The organism is Antarctobacter jejuensis (assembly GCF_052266595.1).
Classification (GTDB): domain Bacteria; phylum Pseudomonadota; class Alphaproteobacteria; order Rhodobacterales; family Rhodobacteraceae; genus Antarctobacter; species Antarctobacter jejuensis.
Window position 1 is genome coordinate 84,500 of record NZ_JBQQXJ010000013.1, and the last position, 15,062, is coordinate 99,561.

Consider the following 15,062-nt stretch of genomic DNA (forward strand, 5'->3'; position numbering starts at 1 on the left):
GTTTGTTAACTTTTGTTCTATGAGTGTTCTTGTTTTGTGTCAACTGGGTTGTGGAAAACTATGCTGAACTGTGGTTTGGAGCAGCGGCGTGGCTTTCCGGGGCTTTGCCCCTGTAACCCTGCGGGGCCGCCCCCCGAGGGTATTTGGAAAACCAAAGAAGGCGGGCGAGGATCAGAGCGGCAGGTACTCGACCGTTTCGCCGGGCGTGCGCGGGCCATCGGCCACCGGGCGGACCAGCAGCGCATTGGCCGCGCCGAGCACGCTGAGCAGGCTGGAATCCTGCCGGTCCAGCGCGGTGATGCCGTCGCCGGTCAGCTCTGCCCGCATGTAATGTTCGCGCGGACCGTTCGGGAGAAGCGGCGCGGCAAGGCGGGCGGTCAAGCGCGGGGCGGGTGTAGCGCCAAGGCCCAGCATGGCGCGGATCACCGGGGCGACAAAGACATGGCCGCAGACCATGGCCGAAACCGGGTTGCCCGGCAGACCGATCATCATGGCGTCGCGCAAGCGGCCGGACATCAGCGGTTTGCCCGGGCGCATGGCGACCTTGTAAAAGGCGCGCTCCATGCCCAGTTCCGCCGCCACCTGCGCCACGAGGTCATGATCACCGACAGAGGCGCCGCCGATGGTGATGACAAGGTCCGCGTCATCGACAAGGTCAAAGGCGTGGATCAGCGAGGCGGTGGTGTCGCGGGCAATCGGCAGGATGCGCGGTTCGGCCCCCAGATCGCGCAGGAGCGCGTGCAGGCCAAAGGTGTTGGAGGCGATGATCTGGTCCGGGCCGGGGGTGTCGCCGGGCATGACAAGCTCGTCGCCGGTGGAGATCAGGGCAACCCTTGGCCTGCGGGTGACGGGCACCTCGGCGATGTTCATGGCCGCCAGCAGGGCGACGTCCTTGGAGCCCAGAAGGCGCGGCGCCGCAACCGTTTGCCCGTTGCGGAAATCTGTCCCGGCGGGGCGGATGTGCGGGCCATCGTCCAATGCGTCGGTGACGGTGATGGTGTCGCCGTCGCGGGTGGTGTCTTCCTGAATGACGATGCGGGTGGCGCCGGGGGGCACCGGCGCGCCGGTAAAGATGCGCACCGCCTGACCGGGGCGGACAGAGCCGTCAAATCGGCTGCCCGCCGCGCTTTCGCCGATCACGGTCAGCCGGTCGCCGGGGGCGGCAGCGGTGACGGCATAGCCATCCATGGCAGAGGCGGGAAAGGGCGGCTGATCGCGTCTTGCGGTGACCGGCTGCGCCAGCACCCGGCCCGCGGCCTGAACCAGCGGCACGCGTTCCACCGGCAGCGGGCGGGCCAGCGCGAAAAGGTGGTCGAGCGCCTCTGATACGGAGATCATGTTGTGCTGTCCTTTAACTGCTCTTCTTCCCAGTCGGCGTAGGTCCGGTTGTCAGCTAGTTTCCAGCTCGTACGGCCATTCGCAGACCGACCTGAAACGAATGCAGCGGCGGCCGAAGGACTTGAAAAAGCATAGTCTTCCATCAGAACTCCGACTTTTCCTCCGTCGGTTTTTACGACCCCGCTTTCGACAAGTTCGTCGTGAAGCTTCCAATAGGTCGAATTGTATTTTCTGTCGCCAACCCAAGAAGCGCGCACTCTGGAACCGGCGACGACAACCATCTCGTCGCCTTCCAATTTTGCCTTCGCGCTGACACCATGCCTCGGGACTTCCAATAGAAATTCCAAAGCCTGTGGAGATTCAGCTTTTTCCGTTTTCACGGCATCAGAACGCTTCCTACTCTGCAAAAGATCTACGCGGATGGCCGGCAAGACCATTTGCAGCGTATCCAGAAAGCTTTCCATATTTGCTGTGGCAGCTTCGTTTAAGCTGGACCGGGGCGGCGCATTCCCGTTTTCAAGCCGGCTCTGGCTTGCGTCCAAAGCCATTTCAACCAGTCGGCTTTCAAGATATTTGACATGCGCTTTGTGTAGAGCGTCGCCAGCCGTGGTTATCAGGACGACTTGTTCCCACCAATCCTTCTGCGTCGCATGTTGCTTGATGCGGTCCGACATCACTTCTGCTTCGCCGATGTAGGCGAGTGGCCCCTGATCGTCTTGGCCGAGCAGAATATAGACGCCGGTTTGCGTGGCTTCAGCGCGTTTGAGACCTTCGGGCAAACGGGTCCGCGGAATGCGCAGCACGTGGCCTGTCCAGTTGAAAACTTCGGCAGTCAGCATCCCTTCGGGACGACCGTCCACAAAGAACAGTTCCAGTGACCGCCCAGAGATCATGTCGCCTCGTAACGGCCTGATTTTCCGCCGTCTTTCAGGGTGACGCGGATGCCGCCGATCTGCATGCCCTTGTCCACGGCCTTGACCATGTCATAGACCGTCAGCGCGGCGGTGGAGACGGCGGTCAGCGCCTCCATCTCGACCCCGGTCTGGCCGGAGGTCTTGACAGTGGCGGTGATGCGCAGGCCGGGCAGGTCCGGGTCCTGCGTCAGGTCGACGGTCACCTTGGTCACCGGCAGCGGGTGGCAGAGCGGGATCAGCTCTGGCGTCTTCTTGGCCCCCATGATCCCGGCGAGGCGGGCCACGCCGATTACATCGCCCTTTTTCGCGCGGCCCTCGGTGATCAGGGCAAAGGTCTCGGGCGCCATCTGCACATGGCCCTCGGCGGTGGCGATGCGGTCGGTCACCGGCTTGTCGGAGACATCGACCATATGCGCGTTGCCGGCGGCGTCGAAATGGGTCAGGCCGCTCATGCCGGCACCGGATTTTTCAGCAGGGCTTGCGTGGCGGCGGCCACATCCGCCTGCCGCATCAGGCTTTCGCCGATGAGAAAGGCGCGGGCGCCGCAGGCGGCCATGTCGGCAAGGTCGGCGGGGGTGTTCAGGCCGGATTCGGAGATCAGGAAGCGCCCCTCCGGGATGCCCTTTGACAGCTCTCGGGTACAGTCCAGCGTCGTTTCGAAGGTCTTGAGATTGCGGTTGTTCACACCGATCAGCGGGCTTTTCAGGGTCAGCGCGCGGTCCAGTTCCTCGGCGTCGTGGACCTCGATCAGCGCGTCCATGCCCCAGTTTGCCGCGCAGTCCTCCAGTTCCGCCGCCTGCGCGTCGGATACAGAGGCCATGATGATCAGGATGCAATCGGCCCCCAGGGCGCGCGCCTCGGCCACCTGATAGGGATCATACATGAAATCCTTGCGCAGCGCGGGCAGGGCGCAGGCGTTGCGGGCGGCGGTCAGAAAGGGCTTGGCGCCCTGAAAGCTGGGCGTGTCGGTCAGAACCGACAGGCAGGTGGCGCCCCCGGCCTCATAGGCCTGCGCCAGCGTGGCGGGATCGAAATCGGCGCGGATCAGCCCCTTGGAGGGTGAGGCCTTCTTGATCTCGGCGATCAGGCCATAGCCGGTCCGGGCCGCTGCCATCAGGGCCTGCGCAAAGGGCCGCACCGGAGAGGCGTTGCGGGCCTCTTCCTCGACCGTGGACAGGGGTTTGGCGGCCTTGTCGGCGGCCACTTCCTCCAATTTGTAGGCTTTGATCTTGTCGAGAATGGTGATGGTCATGAGGCAGGTCTTTCGGGCGTCGTCCAGTTGATCGGCGTCTGGCCTCTGTCCTTAAGCCAGTCGTTGATGCGGGAAAAGGGCCGCGAGCCGAAAAAGCCCCGCCGCGCCGACAGCGGTGAGGGATGCGCGCTGGACAGGATCAGGTGATCGGGGCCGTTAATATGCTTGGCAAAGCCCTGCGCGTGACCGCCCCAGAGCAGGAAGGCGCGCGGCTGATCGCAGAGCGCGCGCAGCACCTGTTCGGTCAGCCGGGCCCAGCCGAGTTTGGCATGCGCACCGGCCTTGCCCGCCTCGACCGTCAGCGCGGTGTTCAGCAGCAGCACGCCCTGAGACGCCCAGAACCGCAGGTCGCCGTCTGAAGGTGTTGCGCCAAGGTCCTCCTGCATCTCCTTGTAAATATTGGACAAGGATCGGGGCAGGGGGCGCACCTGCGGTTCCACCGAAAAGGCCAGCCCGTGGGCATGGCCGGGCGTGGGATAGGGATCCTGACCCAGGATCACCACGCGGGTTTGATCCGGCGGACAGGCGTTCAGCGCCGCGAAAACCTGTGGTGCGGGGGGCAGAATTTGCGCCTCCGACGCCGCCAGATCTGTCTGGATGCGGGGCAGATCCTCCGCGAAGAACGGCAGGTGCCGCCAGCCGTCGGGCGGCACCAAGTGGTAGGCGGGGCCGGTCACGCCGCCTGCGTGGCCTTGGCCAGCGCCTGCACCTTGGCCAGCGCCGATCCGCTGTCGATGCTCTCTCGGGCGCGCTCGACGCCGTCGCGCAGGTCCGTGGCCTTGCCCGCGATGGTCAGGGCGGCGGCGGAATTCAGCAGTACCGCGTCGCGATAGGCGGAATGCGCGCCATCCAGCAGGGCGCGCATGGCCTTGCCGTTTTCCTCTGGCGTGCCGCCGATGATCTCCTCAAAGGGATGCTCGGGCAGGCCCGCGTCCTCGGGGTGCAGTTCGGCCTCATGAATGCTGCCGTCTTCCTCAAGGGACGCGATCCAACTGACCCCGGTGATGGTCAGCTCATCCGTGCCGTCAGAGCCATGCACCAGCCAGGCGCGTTCGGACCCAAGCTGCCCCAGCGTTTCGGCCATGGGGCGGATCAGGTCGCGGGTAAAGGCGCCGGTGAGCTGGCGCTTGACGCCCGCCGGGTTGGTCAGCGGCCCGAGGATGTTGAAGATCGTGCGCGTGCCAAGCTCGGCCCGGACCGGGCCGACATGGGCCATGGCCGGGTGATGCATGGGCGCCATCATGAAACAGATTCCGACGCTTTCCAGCGCCTTTTCAACGGCTTCTGCGCCGATCATCACGTTGATGCCCATCTGTCCCAGCGCATCCGCCGCGCCGGATTTGGAGGACAGGTTGCGGTTGCCATGCTTGGCCACGGTCACACCCGCACCCGCCACAACGAATGCCGTGGCGGTCGAGATGTTCAGCGTGCCCTTGCCGTCACCGCCGGTGCCGACGATGTCCATGGCCCCGGCGGGTGCCGCGACCTTGTTGCATTTGGCGCGCATGACGGCGGCGGCGGCAGCGTATTCGTCCACCGTTTCGCCGCGCGTGCGCAGGGCCATCAACAACCCACCGATCTGGGCGGGTGTCGCCTCTCCGGCAAAGAGGATGCCAAAGGCGGTTTCCGCCTCGGCGCGGGTCAGGGGGCGGTCGGCACTGGTGCCGATGAGGGGGCGCAGATCGTCGCTCATGCGGGCACCTTCAACACGTCAAGAAAGTTCTGCAACATGGCATGGCCATGTTCCGAGGCGATGGATTCCGGGTGGAACTGCACGCCGTGAATGGGCAGGTCGCGGTGCATCAGGCCCATGATGGTGCCGTCCTCCAGCTCTGCCGTGACCTTCAGGCATTCGGGCAGGTCGGACCGGCGCACCACGAGGCTGTGATAGCGCGTCGCCTTGATCGGCGAGGGCAGCCCCTTGAAGACGCTTTCACCGTGGTGATGCATCAGGCCCATCTTTCCGTGCACGATCTCATCATGCCGGACCACCGTGCCGCCAAAGACCTGACCGATGGTCTGATGACCAAGGCAGACGCCCATCAACGGCGTGCGGGTTTCGGCGGCGGCCTCTGTCAGCGCAAGGCAGATGCCCGACTGATCGGGCGTGCCGGGGCCGGGGGACAGGACGATGCCCGTCGGTTTCAGCGCCATGGCCTCCTGCACGTTCAGCGCGTCGTTGCGCCAGACCTGCACATCGGCGCCCAGTTCGCCGAAGAAATGCACGAGGTTGTAGGTGAAGCTGTCGTAATTATCGATCAGAAGCAGCATGACCGTGGCCTTTTCGTCCGGGTTTTGTCGCGGGGGGCGATCGTGGGGCTGGCGGGCAGGGCCCACGTCGCGGTATACATGCGCAGGCCGTCCGGGCGCCGTCAAGTCCGGCGGGACCCGGGGAAGACGGGGATCAAGGCGCCGGGACAGGCGTGTGAAGGATGAGAGAGAGCAGCATGGCACGGGGTTTTCTGTCGGGAGTCGTATGGGGCGGACTGTTTTCGGGCGCCTGCCTGGGCGCGTGGTCCCTGTCGGCGGACTTTCCGACGCGGGGCGCGATGATCGCGCCACCCGCCGGATCGGTGGACAGCGCGCTGCTGGACGCGACCGATCCGGGCAGCGATGTGCCCGCCGATCCGCCGATGCCCGAGGTTTCCGAACCCGTCGCGGACCCCAAGGATGGCTCTGCCCCGCTGATCGTGCAGGATCCGGAGGCGGCTGAGGTGGCCCAGCCCAAGCCGGACCTGTCGCAACCCGGACGCCGCCCGGTGGCCGAAACCGGTGTTGACCGTCCCGAACAGCCCAAGGCCAGCCTGAATGCGCCCGCCGATCCGGTGGTCGTGGGCGCCGATACACAGCCGCTGGATCCGCCGGTGGTGGGCAACGCGCCCGATCTGCCGGGCAGCGGATTGCCCGCGCCCTCTGCCGCGCCGGTGATTGTCGGGCGCGATGCGCCGATCAAGCCGGGCGCCACTGCGCCCTTGCCCGGCGCGCCCGAACCGGAGGCCAAGCCGATCATCGTCACCGGCCCCGCGCAGCCGCCCGCGCCCGCCGTGCCGGAGGCTGACAGCGCGCTGGTAACGCCGGAACCGGAGGTGGCGGAGCCTGTCACGCCAGAGCCCGCCACGCCCGAGGTGCAGACCGCCGATCCGGCCCGCCCCGATCCCGAAACACCCGATCCCGCAGCGCCCGGTGCCGAGGGGCCGGAACTGGCCGCCGTGCCGCCTGCGCCCACGCCGCGGCCGCTGTTCGAACAGGCTCAGCCGCTGCCTGAGCCGGAAATCACCACCCAAGCGCCCGTCGCCCCGACCATCGGCAAACCCGCCCGATCCCTTGTCGGACGTGGACCGCAGGGTTTGGATGATCCCGCGCCGGGACCGGATCTGACCGAAGTTGTGATCCCCCTGGGCGCGCCGAACGCCGACAGCCCGCTGATCCGCTTTTCCGAACAGGTCGAGGCGCCCGCGGATGTGCCGCGCATGGCGGTGGTTCTGGTGGATGACGGCTCTGGCCCGCTGGGGCCGTCCGGCCTGCAGAGCTTTCCCTTCCCGATCAGCTTCGCCATCGCGCCCACCCATCCCGATGCCGCAGGCGCGGCCAAGGGCTACCGCGATCTGGGGTTCGAAGTGTTGGTGCTGGGCGATCTGCCCGAAGGCGCGCAGGCCACGGATGTCGAAGTGACCATGTCCGGCATCCTGGATGCCGTGCCGCAGGCCGTCGCCGTGCTGGAGGCGCCGGGTGGCAGCCTGCAGGAAACCCGCGCGATCGCGGGGCAGGTGGCCGCCTATCTGGCCGGGTCCGGGCATGGGCTGGTGATGCAGCCCAAGGGGCTGAACACCGCGCAAAAGCTGGCGCTGAAGGATGGCGTGCCCGCGGTGACGATCTTCCGCGATTTCGACGGCGAAGGGCAGGATACCTCGATGATCCGCCGGACGCTGGATCAGGCGGCCTTTCGCGCCCGGCAAGAGGGCGGTGTGGTGATGATGGGTCGGCTGCGCGCCGATACGATCACGGCGCTGGTGCTCTGGGGGCTGCAGGACCGCAGCGGGACCATCGCGCTGGTGCCGGTGTCGACCGTGCTGACAGAGGCGGTGGCACAGCCCTGAGGGCTCAGGCCCAGCTTTCCAGCGTTGTGGCCAGATCGCCGTAGCCGGTGAACCGCCGCTCAAAGGCCAGCCCCATGCGGTCGGCGCAGGCCTCCGCCTTGGCGGTCAGGGCGGCATCCTCGGTCTGGGCCAGATAGACCAGCCGTTCGTAATGGCCAAAGTACATGTCGCGCAGCTGCGGGTGCCGGTCGAGGCCCAGCGGCTTCCAGACAAAGGCATCGAACTGACGGCACAGGAAATCCGTCAGGTAAAAGGCGGTGATCTCGTCGCGCGCCTCGAATTGCGCCAGCCCGTCGAAGAAGGCGTAGCAATGCGGGCCGGCCACCATTTCCACCCCCATCTCCGCGCAGGCGGCCTGTAGCAGTCCGCCGGTACCGCAATCGGCGTAGACCACGCAAATCCGGTCATAATCGGAACGGTGTTTGTCCACTGCGGCGCGCACCGCATCGGTGATCTTTTCCGGGTGGTTGTGCAGGATCGCGGGCAGACAGGCGAGGTCCATGTGCTCCCAGCCGTTCAGCCGGATCAGGGCCAGGATTTCCCGCGCCAGCGCCCCGCAGGCCAACAGCAGCACGCGGCCCGACCCGGCGGGCGTCAGCCCGGCCTCGGTCAGCTCGGCGTCGCGCGGAAGCTCAGGTACGGCTGTCGTCATGGGGGACATGCGCCAGCGCCCAGCGGGCCAGCAGCGCAAGCGCAAGGAGGACCGGCAGAACCGTCAGCACCCCGAAAGAGGACATCGCCCAGACAGTCAGGACCGCAGCGGATACAACGGCACAGATCAGCAGGGCAAATGATGTCACGGGCATCGGGGTCTCCTCACTCCTTCAGTATGGGCCAAAGACGGATAAAGAAAAAGCGAAATTGATGGGGCTTTTCGTCTCTTTGCGGCGATCTGCCTATCGGCTGAGCCGAACGGCCGTTCCATAGGCAACAATTTCCGACGCGCCCTTGGCGATGGCAGATGTCTGGATGCGCATGCAGACGATGGCATCCGCGCCCTTGGCCTCTGCCTCGGCCACCATGCGGTCGATGGCCTGTTCGCGCGCCCCGGCCATCAGTGAGGAATAGCCCGTCAGCTCGCCCCCCACCAACTGCTTCAGCGCGGCGACGATATCGGTGCCAAGATGCTTGGCCCGCACCGTGGCCCCCCGGACAAGGCCCAGCGACTCGGCGATCTGATGACCGGCAACGGTTTCTGTGGTCACGATCAGCATCAGTGTTTCATCCCGTCATAATGGTCTTCTTCGGCATTGCCGACCCGTTCGGCGATGACCCTGTACAGGACGTAGCCCACCAATGCGGCGGGCAACAGGGCCAGCCATGCAAACGGCACGCTGAACGCGGCGAGGATCAACATGCTCAGCCACATGGTCACGGCGCTGCCCACCAGCACGCAGACGATGATCAGCACAAGGGTTTCGAGTTTCATGGCGGCCTCCTTAGGGAAAGATCGTGCTTTCCCGGCCCCGGTTCAAGGCTGCGGTTCAAATGGACGGAAAATCCGATGGCCGGTCGGGCGCTGATCCCTGTCCCAAGTCCCCCAGGGCCTGCGGATCGACTTTGCGCCGCCGAATTGATAGGTTTTTGTATTGATCACATGCACTGAGGGGGCGTTGCGATGCGTGTTGTTCTGCCGCTTGTCCTGATCGCCGCCACGGCGCTGCCCGGTGTCGCCTTGAGTGACATCAAGACAGCCAGAGAGCGCGCCAGATCGGGCACTTTTGATGACAGCGGAGAGGTGCGTTGTGCGCAGGAGGTCGGCGAACCCCTGAAAACCTGTACCGCCAAGGTGGCGCGCGCCGATGGCGCGGCGGTGGCCGTCGTGAGTTTTGCCAACGGGTTTTCACGGATGCTGATGTTCGAGGATGGCGAATTCCGGCGCGGCAACGCGACCATGTCCGGCGTCGGAACGGATTTCGACTGGCGCCTGTCAAAAGGCATCTACCACGTGCGGGTGGATGATCAGCGGTTTGAGTTGCCAGAGGTGCTGATCTTTGGGGAGTAGGCCGCGCGATCCCTCGCGGGGCCCCTTTGCCTAGATCACATGCCGCCCGGCGTCAGCTTGGAGATCACGCCTTCATCGATGGCGGTATACAGGCTGCCATCCGGCCCCATGACCAAGGACCGGAACCGGCCCGGCTCCATCGGCAGGGTCATCTCGGTCACATCCATGACGTCATTGTTCTCTTCGTTGAACTGGATGACGTCGATGCGCTGACCGATGGGCGTTCCGCCAAAGCCGATGCCCATGATGCCGACTACCATCGCGCCGTCCCAGTCGCCCCATGCCTCACCGGCAAGGAAAGCGGCAGAAGAGGTGCCCTGTGACCAGCCGTTGTTGTTCCAGATCGGCGGCATGGCGTCGGGATAGGTCTCGAAGTCGGTCATCGGCATAAAGGCCGCCCGCTCAAAGCGGTTCATCCCGGCTTCCTGGTTGGGGCTATAGCCGCAGTACCCATCCGGGCAGTCACCACGTCCCGCCATGTTCGGGCGCGGATCCCAGCCCGCGTTGCCGCCATTTTCCAGGATGGTGATTTCGTCCGAATGCCACGGCCCATGCTCGGCGGTGATCGCCGCGCCGGTCACCGGGTGAAAGGCGATGCCCTGCACGTTGCGGTGGCCATAGGTGTAGGTCCGTTTGTCAAAGCCGTCGGGCGGGCTGTTGTCGGCGATGGCATTGCCGTCCACGTCGATCCGCAGCACCTTGGACCCCATCATCGTCGGGCTTTGCGGCACCTGTCCGTTGTGGGTGTCGCCGGTGGTCAGGAACAGGTGGCCATTGGAGTCAAAGCGCACGCGCCCGCCATTGTGCGCGCCCGGTCCGCCAAAGGGGTGGTCCGAGGCAGCCATCTTGTAAGGCACGTCATCCACGATATCGGTGCGGTCCGATACGGCGGTGAAATCCTCGTTCAGGGTGAACCGCATCAGCCGGTTGGTGTGCGGATCCGACATGTTCGACGTCGAATAGACGTAGATGCGGCGGTTGTTGTCGAACGCGGGGTCAAAGGCGACGCCCATCATGCCGGCCTGACCTTCGCAGAACAGATCCGCCCCGTTCGAGGCGTAGCCTGCTGTCTCTCCTACGCCGTAGAGCGCGTTGACCGTGCCATCCGGCATCCGCACCGACAGGCCCTTGCACTTCTCGGTAAACAGCATCGTGCCGTCATCGAGGAAGGCCATGTCCCACGGATTTTCCAGGTCGTCCAGAACAACCTCATGTTGAAGCTTGGTGGTGTTCATGCCGCTTTGGGCCAATGCCGGCGACGCCAGGAACGCCGTCCCCGCAAGCAGAACAGCCGCGTATTTAACAGTCGCTTTGGTCTTAATTTTTTTCATGATTTCCTCCCTGAAGCAGTCTTCCGGCGAAAATCAGAATGGGTATGGCGTGACTCAGATTATCTGATCACGGTCAATCCTGTAACGCTTCGAGACTACGGGAAACACGGTAATTCTAGGAACATTGATCGGTCAACGCTTAAATTGTTGGCACTTTGCGAACAACTCGCACCTGGAATTACCGGCCCCGCCTCAGTCAAAGGCGGTTGCGACATAGACCGAAAGGTTGGCGATGTCCTCGTCCGACAGCTTTTTGGCGTGCTGAATCATCAGGATCGAGTTGGGGCCGATCTTTTCGCCAGAGCGATAGATTTCCAGCTTTTCCGCAATGTATTCCGGCTCTTTGTCGGACAACTTAGGGTAGCTTGCCACGCCCTGCGCCTTGTTGCCGTGGCAGGCCCGGCATGTCTTGCGAAACACCTTTTCCGCCGCGGCCAGATCGACCTCTTCGGGGATCGTGACCGCGTCTGCTTCCGTGACCTCTGTTGCTTCGGTGGCGTGGCTCTCTGCCCAGGCAGACACCCCGAAACAGATCATCGACACGGTCAAAACGGTGGATTTCATCATCGAAACTTTCCTCCCTTGGCCGGTCTTTGCCAGCCGATCCCGATTTCATCGCAGGATTGCAGATATCGCGCAAGCGTCCGGCATCAAGCCCGCCCGCCGGATTTCGGGCGGGGCAAGAGGGGAATGGCGCGGCCCCAAAAAGCAAAAGGCCCCGCCGGGGAGGGCGGGGCCATCGAAAGGCGGGAGCGGGAAAACCTCAGCCCGCCGCCATCTGGTTGTGCTTGCGTTCGATGAACTTCTTGGCGGTTTCCACCGCCACCGCGGCGTCCCGGCAATAGGCATCGGCGCCGATGGCCTTGCCGAATTCCTCGTTCAGCGGCGCGCCGCCCACCAGCACGATGTAATCGTCGCGGATGCCCATCTCGACCATCGTGTCGATCACGACCTTCATGTAGGGCATCGTGGTCGTCAGCAGCGCCGACATGCCAAGGATGTCCGCCTCTTCGGCCTTGAGCGCGTCCAGGTATTTGTCGACCGGGTTGTTGATCCCCAGGTCCACTACCTCGAAACCCGCGCCTTCCATCATCATCGAGACAAGGTTCTTGCCGATGTCGTGGATGTCGCCCTTGACGGTGCCGATCACCATCTTGCCCATGCGCGGCGCGCCGGTTTCGGCCAAGAGCGGCTTGAGGATGGCCATGCCGCCCTTCATCGCGTTGGCGGCCAGCAGCACCTCGGGCACGAACAGGATCCCGTCGCGGAAATCGTTGCCGACGATGGTCATGCCACCGACCAGCGCCTCTGTCAGCACCCGGTACGGGGCCCAGCCACGCTCAAGAAGAATGTTCACACCCTCTTCGATCTCTTCCTTGAGACCGTCATAGAGGTCGTCGAACATCTGTTGGACAAGCTCTTCGTCATCCAGTTCAGAGAGGATGATGTCGTCTTCTTCATCGGACATGGGCGCGATTCCTTCGGTTGGGCATGTCGTTTGGATGCCTCGATCCTTGCGACTAATCGTTGTTTTCCGCATCCGTCAATTGGCGGATTGCGACATTGGGCGAAACGGTTCCGACCATTCGCGGCCTGTTGCCGCAATTCTTGTCAGTGTTCCTGTTGTGTTCTATGTTGTGGGCATGACATCCCCCGCACGCCCCGTCGATCCCGCCCAGGCCCGTGGCCGCGCCGCGCGCAGCCGCGATTGCGGGCGCTATGAACGGCTCAGGCGGGAGGATCAGGATGACGGCTGGGACATTCCCGAAGAGGCGGGTGTCATCCGCACAGAGGTGTCGGAGGAGGTGCCGCGCACGATCATCAACTACGTGCGCTCGCCCGATCTGCCGTTTGACCGGACGCTGAATCCCTATCGCGGCTGCGAACACGGCTGCATCTACTGTTTCGCGCGGCCCACGCATGCCTGGCTGGGCCTCTCGCCGGGGCTGGATTTCGAAACGCGGCTGGTGGCGCGGCCCACTGCGCCCGATGTGCTGGCGCGTGAGTTGCGGGCGATGAAGTACAGCGTCGCGCCGCTGGCCATCGGCACCAACACCGATCCCTATCAGCCCATCGAACGGGACCGGGGCATCATGCGCGCCTGTCTTGAGGTGCTGCGCGACTTCAACCACCCGGTGGCAATCGTGACCAAGGGCGCGCTGATCGAACGCGACATCGACATCCTGTCCGGCATGGCGGCGCAGGGGCTGGCGCGGGTCGGCATTTCCGTCACCACGCTGGATGAGGGCCTGTCGCGCCGGATGGAACCGCGCGCCCCCGGACCCAAACGCCGCCTCGCGGCGATCCGCAGGCTGGCCGAGGCCGGGATTCCGGTGCGCATCATGGCCTCTCCGATGATCCCCGCCCTGACCGACCCCGAGCTTGAGTCGATTCTGACCGCCGGGGCGGAGGCGGGGGCCACCACGGCCAGCTGGATCATGCTGCGCCTGCCGCTGGAGGTCTCTCCGCTCTGGCAGGAATGGCTGGAAACCCACTACCCGGATCGGGCGGGGCGTATCATGGGGCATCTGCGCGACATGCATGGCGGAGAGGTCTATTCCGCCAAGTGGTTCGCCCGGATGCGGGGCGAAGGGCCCTATGCCGATCTGGTGGCGGCGCGGTTCAAACGCGCCGCCCGCCGGCTTGGCCTTGACCGCGATCAGGGGCCGATGCGCTGTGACCTGTTCGCGCCGCCGCCGCGCGCGGGCGATCAACTGGGGTTTCAGTTCGACGCGAGCTGAGGGCGCGGAACGCGCCGGGTCAGCCTTCGCGGGCGTTGTCGACCACCAGTTCAAAGCGCGGCTCGCCGCCGGGCAGCGATGGTTGCGCGCCGCAAGTGCCAAGCGGATCCGGCAGGCCAAGTTCCCTAGTCGCGATTTGCCGCGCATAGGACAGTGCCGTTTTCGACGCTGTTCCGCCATTCTCCTCAAGGTACCTTTCAAGGTCGCTCAATACGTCGGCGACCCAAGAGTGATCCGCCATGGTCAAGCCTCCTGCTCACAAGATCTTTGTCTCATGCTACAGGGTGATAAGGGCGCCCCCTTAAATGAGGCTTAACCAAGGCATTTTTTTGACAAAAATCAGCCGCGCCGCCGCCGGCTGCGGCGTTCACGCCCGGCGCCTGCGTCGTCGCCGGTGCCATCGCTGTCCGAGGAAAAGCCGCCCAGCGTCTCGGCAATGCGTTCCAGCGTCGGACGCTCGCCGCGTTCGCGGGTTTCCAGCGCCTCGCGCATGGCCTTCAGGTGGACCGGCATGGTGCCGCAACATCCGCCGATGATCGTCGCGCCGGAATCGCGGGCCATCACGGCATATTCCGCCATCAGCGCGGGCGTGCCGTCATAGTGGATGTGACCGTCGTGGTATTTCGGGATACCGGCGTTGCCCTTGGCGATGATGGGCCGTTCGGTGCCCTGCGCGACAAAGCCCAACACGGTGCGCAACAGGTCCGACGCGCCGACACCGCAGTTGGCGCCAAAGCCGATCGGCGGGGTGGGCAGCTCTTCGACCATCTTGACCATATCGGCCGAGGTCATGCCCATCATGGTGCGCCCGGCGGTGTCGAAACTCATGGTGCCGCACCAAGGCATGCCGACATTGGCGAATGCCTCTGCGGCGGCCTTGTATTCTTCGGGGGCGGAAATCGTCTCGACCCACAGAACATCCGCGCCGCCGTCCTTCAGGCCCGCGGCGGTTTCCTCGAACATTTCGACCGCGTGTTCATGGCTCAGCGTGCCGGCGCTGCCCATGATCTCTCCGGTCGGGCCGACGGACCCGGCCACGATCACTTCGCGCCCCGAGGCGTCGGCGATCTCGCGGCCCAGTTCTGCGGACAGCTTGGACAGTTCATAGGCGCGGTGCGCCGCGTCGTGCAGTTTCAGCCGCGAGGCATTGGCGCCAAAGGAGTTGGTCAGGAACAGGTCCGACCCGGCCTCGACCGCGCCACGGTACAGGGCACGGATCTTGTCCTGTTCGGTCTCGTTCCAGAATTCGGGCGCGTCGCCCGACATCAGACCCATGTTGAACAGGTTGGTGCCCGTGGCCCCATCGGCCAGCAGCCAATCGCGTTTTGCGAGGGCGCGGGTAAGTGCGTCGGTCATCGTTCTTGCCTTTCCGAACGTCTTTGCC

Annotated in this window: 19 protein-coding genes; 3 read left to right on the top strand and 16 right to left on the bottom strand. The window is 64.7% G+C overall.

All coding sequences use genetic code 11. The annotated features are described in order from the left end of the window. Positions 1–171: 171 nt before the first annotated feature. The 7 genes from ACTXGA_RS17870 to ACTXGA_RS17900 are packed head-to-tail and all read right to left on the bottom strand — an operon-like array spanning position 172 to position 5,775. Complete coding sequence (locus tag ACTXGA_RS17870; protein ID WP_443395967.1) at positions 172–1,338, bottom strand: molybdopterin molybdotransferase MoeA; 1,167 nt, start codon at positions 1,336–1,338, stop codon at positions 172–174. Then, entirely contained in the window at positions 1,335–2,231 is an 897-nt protein-coding gene (locus ACTXGA_RS17875) for a GIY-YIG nuclease family protein (protein ID WP_443395968.1), read from the bottom strand. Before ACTXGA_RS17875 ends, ACTXGA_RS17870 begins: the two co-directional genes overlap by 4 nt. Next, complete coding sequence (moaC, locus tag ACTXGA_RS17880; RefSeq protein WP_443395969.1) at positions 2,228–2,704, bottom strand: cyclic pyranopterin monophosphate synthase MoaC; 477 nt, start codon at positions 2,702–2,704, stop codon at positions 2,228–2,230. Before moaC ends, ACTXGA_RS17875 begins: the two co-directional genes overlap by 4 nt. After that, on the bottom strand, positions 2,701–3,504 hold the full coding sequence (gene trpC, locus ACTXGA_RS17885) for an indole-3-glycerol phosphate synthase TrpC (protein WP_443395970.1): 804 nt from the start codon (positions 3,502–3,504) through the stop codon (positions 2,701–2,703). Before trpC ends, moaC begins: the two co-directional genes overlap by 4 nt. Continuing rightward, entirely contained in the window at positions 3,501–4,160 is a 660-nt protein-coding gene (locus ACTXGA_RS17890; RefSeq protein WP_443396012.1) for a uracil-DNA glycosylase, read from the bottom strand. Before ACTXGA_RS17890 ends, trpC begins: the two co-directional genes overlap by 4 nt. Positions 4,161–4,177: 17 nt before the next feature. After that, a complete protein-coding gene (trpD, locus tag ACTXGA_RS17895; protein ID WP_443395971.1) occupies positions 4,178–5,197 on the bottom strand; it encodes an anthranilate phosphoribosyltransferase in 1,020 nt (339 codons plus the stop codon). Then, the gene (locus ACTXGA_RS17900) at positions 5,194–5,775 is read right to left on the bottom strand and encodes an anthranilate synthase component II (protein WP_443395972.1); all 582 of its coding nucleotides are present in this window, start codon (positions 5,773–5,775) and stop codon (positions 5,194–5,196) included. The genes trpD and ACTXGA_RS17900 overlap by 4 nt, the downstream gene beginning before the upstream one ends. A 176-nt stretch (positions 5,776–5,951) precedes the next feature. On the opposite strand from ACTXGA_RS17900, the gene ACTXGA_RS17905 reads away from it, so the two are divergent. Next, positions 5,952–7,601, top strand: coding sequence for a divergent polysaccharide deacetylase family protein (locus tag ACTXGA_RS17905; protein WP_443395973.1), 1,650 nt, complete (start codon positions 5,952–5,954; stop codon positions 7,599–7,601). 4 nt (positions 7,602–7,605) lie between these two features. Here the strand turns inward: ACTXGA_RS17905 and ACTXGA_RS17910 are convergent, their stop codons facing one another. The 4 genes from ACTXGA_RS17910 to ACTXGA_RS17925 all read right to left on the bottom strand — a co-directional run bounded on the left by ACTXGA_RS17910 (position 7,606) and on the right by ACTXGA_RS17925 (position 9,030). After that, positions 7,606–8,253: a DUF1638 domain-containing protein gene (locus ACTXGA_RS17910; protein ID WP_443395974.1), complete on the bottom strand. Its 648-nt coding sequence runs from the start codon at positions 8,251–8,253 to the stop codon at positions 7,606–7,608. Next, on the bottom strand, positions 8,234–8,407 hold the full coding sequence (locus tag ACTXGA_RS17915; protein WP_443395975.1) for a hypothetical protein: 174 nt from the start codon (positions 8,405–8,407) through the stop codon (positions 8,234–8,236). The genes ACTXGA_RS17910 and ACTXGA_RS17915 overlap by 20 nt, the downstream gene beginning before the upstream one ends. Before the next feature lie 90 nt (positions 8,408–8,497). Continuing rightward, a complete protein-coding gene (locus ACTXGA_RS17920; RefSeq protein ID WP_443395976.1) occupies positions 8,498–8,815 on the bottom strand; it encodes a YbjQ family protein in 318 nt (105 codons plus the stop codon). Continuing rightward, positions 8,815–9,030 (bottom strand): hypothetical protein, encoded by a 216-nt coding sequence (locus tag ACTXGA_RS17925; protein WP_443395977.1) that lies wholly within the window; start codon positions 9,028–9,030, stop codon positions 8,815–8,817. The genes ACTXGA_RS17920 and ACTXGA_RS17925 overlap by 1 nt, the downstream gene beginning before the upstream one ends. Before the next feature lie 189 nt (positions 9,031–9,219). Between ACTXGA_RS17925 and ACTXGA_RS17930 the strand changes: the two genes are divergently transcribed. Continuing rightward, positions 9,220–9,606: a hypothetical protein gene (locus ACTXGA_RS17930; RefSeq protein WP_443395978.1), complete on the top strand. Its 387-nt coding sequence runs from the start codon at positions 9,220–9,222 to the stop codon at positions 9,604–9,606. A 35-nt stretch (positions 9,607–9,641) separates the two neighbouring features. On the opposite strand, the gene ACTXGA_RS17935 is transcribed toward ACTXGA_RS17930, so the two are convergent. From ACTXGA_RS17935 to ACTXGA_RS17945, 3 genes are all read right to left on the bottom strand, one after another. Further along, complete coding sequence (locus tag ACTXGA_RS17935; protein ID WP_443395979.1) at positions 9,642–10,937, bottom strand: PQQ-dependent sugar dehydrogenase; 1,296 nt, start codon at positions 10,935–10,937, stop codon at positions 9,642–9,644. A gap of 192 nt (positions 10,938–11,129) precedes the next feature. Continuing rightward, the gene (locus ACTXGA_RS17940; RefSeq protein WP_443395980.1) at positions 11,130–11,504 is read right to left on the bottom strand and encodes a c-type cytochrome; all 375 of its coding nucleotides are present in this window, start codon (positions 11,502–11,504) and stop codon (positions 11,130–11,132) included. Between the two features lie 196 nt (positions 11,505–11,700). Then, positions 11,701–12,405, bottom strand: a complete 705-nt coding sequence (locus tag ACTXGA_RS17945; protein WP_443395981.1) for a cobalamin B12-binding domain-containing protein — start codon at positions 12,403–12,405, stop codon at positions 11,701–11,703. Between the two features lie 175 nt (positions 12,406–12,580). Between ACTXGA_RS17945 and ACTXGA_RS17950 the strand changes: the two genes are divergently transcribed. After that, positions 12,581–13,678, top strand: coding sequence for a PA0069 family radical SAM protein (locus tag ACTXGA_RS17950; protein ID WP_443395982.1), 1,098 nt, complete (start codon positions 12,581–12,583; stop codon positions 13,676–13,678). A gap of 19 nt (positions 13,679–13,697) precedes the next feature. Here ACTXGA_RS17950 and ACTXGA_RS17955 read toward each other — a convergent pair whose 3' ends face one another. Both ACTXGA_RS17955 and bmt read right to left on the bottom strand, forming a co-directional pair. After that, positions 13,698–13,919 (bottom strand): hypothetical protein, encoded by a 222-nt coding sequence (locus tag ACTXGA_RS17955; protein WP_443395983.1) that lies wholly within the window; start codon positions 13,917–13,919, stop codon positions 13,698–13,700. A gap of 98 nt (positions 13,920–14,017) precedes the next feature. Next, positions 14,018–15,034 (bottom strand): betaine--homocysteine S-methyltransferase, encoded by a 1,017-nt coding sequence (gene bmt, locus ACTXGA_RS17960; protein WP_443395984.1) that lies wholly within the window; start codon positions 15,032–15,034, stop codon positions 14,018–14,020. Positions 15,035–15,062 lie beyond the last annotated feature (28 nt).